Source organism: Stenotrophomonas maltophilia group sp. RNC7 (assembly GCF_030910085.1).
GTDB classification, from domain to species: Bacteria; Pseudomonadota; Gammaproteobacteria; order Xanthomonadales; family Xanthomonadaceae; genus Stenotrophomonas; species Stenotrophomonas sepilia.
The window spans coordinates 1-1,356 of the sequence record NZ_JAVFVN010000362.1; the positions used below are offsets into that span (position 1 = coordinate 1).

A 1,356-nucleotide genomic window follows, 5' to 3' on the forward strand; every position below is an offset into this window, starting at 1 on the left:
AAATAATAGCAGAAAATTTATTAATAAGTTTAGATCAAGCTGGAGCTATTAATCTATCAATTGAAACTGAACATAATAGTAAACTTTCTGAAAAAAATCTTGAAAATGGTGAATTAAAATGAAACCAACTTTTGAGATGAAAAAGGATGAATATGGTGGAGTCGAGATGATTTATACGACAAGTGGAGGAAACAAATCCTCCACTTACTATCCAAGCCCTCCTGAGGATATAGACCAGGTTTGTTTACAATACATGAAGGGGCGCTTTAAAAATGTTAGAACGTGGAAACAAGTTGATTTTATAAAGCAGAAATACAAAGAAGCTTATCAAACCTTATTCAATGTTATGGATGAACTAAAAGTAGGCGACAAAGTAGTAATGCATAGCTGTTTAGAATCAAAGCGTTACCAAGGAAAAGTTTGGACTTGTAAAACAGAGCAATTTAAAGCAGAAAGCGGTTCAAATGTAGTGTTTTTAGAGGGATATAGTGGGTACTTCCTGGTTAAATATTTGCAACGTGTTCGATTAACAGAAAACTAAGTAAACCAATTTCACAAATTTATAAGACTTTTTAAAAGTAGATATAGAGCTGAAATAGGATGCCCATTTATTGATTGATCCAACACAGAAATTGCAACTGTTATTTTAGTTTTTGGAGTTATGTTACTTGTGAGTTACATTGCGTATTTGTGTAAGAAATAGGAGTGGTAAAATGTCTAAATATGAAAAACCTAGATGTAATTGCGGAAATTACCTAGCATTTAGAGGTTATATATATGCCGTTACAGGATTAACGAAAAAAGGATTCCATAGTATGTATAGCCCTAACTTAATTAAGGGGTTAGAAAAAGGGGAAGATTTATTTTGTTGGCACTGCAGAACCAGTTATGAAATAGGTAAAGATTCAAAGGGCAGAATAGTAAGAGTAAATTAGAAAAAATGTAAGGGAGATTAAGAAATGAGCAAAATCAAATTCACTGGAAAAGTGGGAACTAAGTTTATGAGTTTTTTAAATGGGGAGAAATTACACAGTGCCTATTATTCTTTGGTAGAAGTTGAATGCGAAGGGCAGATTAAGAAAGTTCATATATTAGATGAATCAGCACCTAAGGGTTTAGCTGAGGGGCAAACAAGACATATAGCTATCCAAAAAGCTAAAAAGTTTCTTGAAACTAGAATATAAAATATTATAAAAGTGTAAAATTTGAATTTTGTATAAAAACGGAGGGATTTAAATGTTTAAAAAGGGTGATAAAGTTCAAGCGATTGACAATGAAAATGTAAAAGATATGCAAGGGAAAACATATACTTGTGCGTCTGATGAGTTTACGGTGAAAGATGTGTCGTTAATATAT

General features: G+C 31.9%; 3 protein-coding genes. All 3 read left to right on the top strand.

What is annotated here, in order from left to right; genetic code table 11:
* The first annotated feature begins 118 nt into the window (after positions 1–118).
* The 3 genes from RCF13_RS06415 (at position 119) to RCF13_RS06425 (ending at position 1,184) form a co-directional block, all read left to right on the top strand.
* Positions 119–541 (top strand): hypothetical protein, encoded by a 423-nt coding sequence (locus RCF13_RS06415; protein ID WP_308140963.1) that lies wholly within the window; start codon positions 119–121, stop codon positions 539–541.
* A gap of 172 nt (positions 542–713) precedes the next feature.
* Positions 714–935, top strand: a complete 222-nt coding sequence (locus RCF13_RS06420) for a hypothetical protein (protein WP_308140964.1) — start codon at positions 714–716, stop codon at positions 933–935.
* Positions 936–959: 24 nt separating this feature from the next.
* Positions 960–1,184: a hypothetical protein gene (locus RCF13_RS06425; protein WP_016121594.1), complete on the top strand. Its 225-nt coding sequence runs from the start codon at positions 960–962 to the stop codon at positions 1,182–1,184.
* Positions 1,185–1,356: the final 172 nt, after the last annotated feature.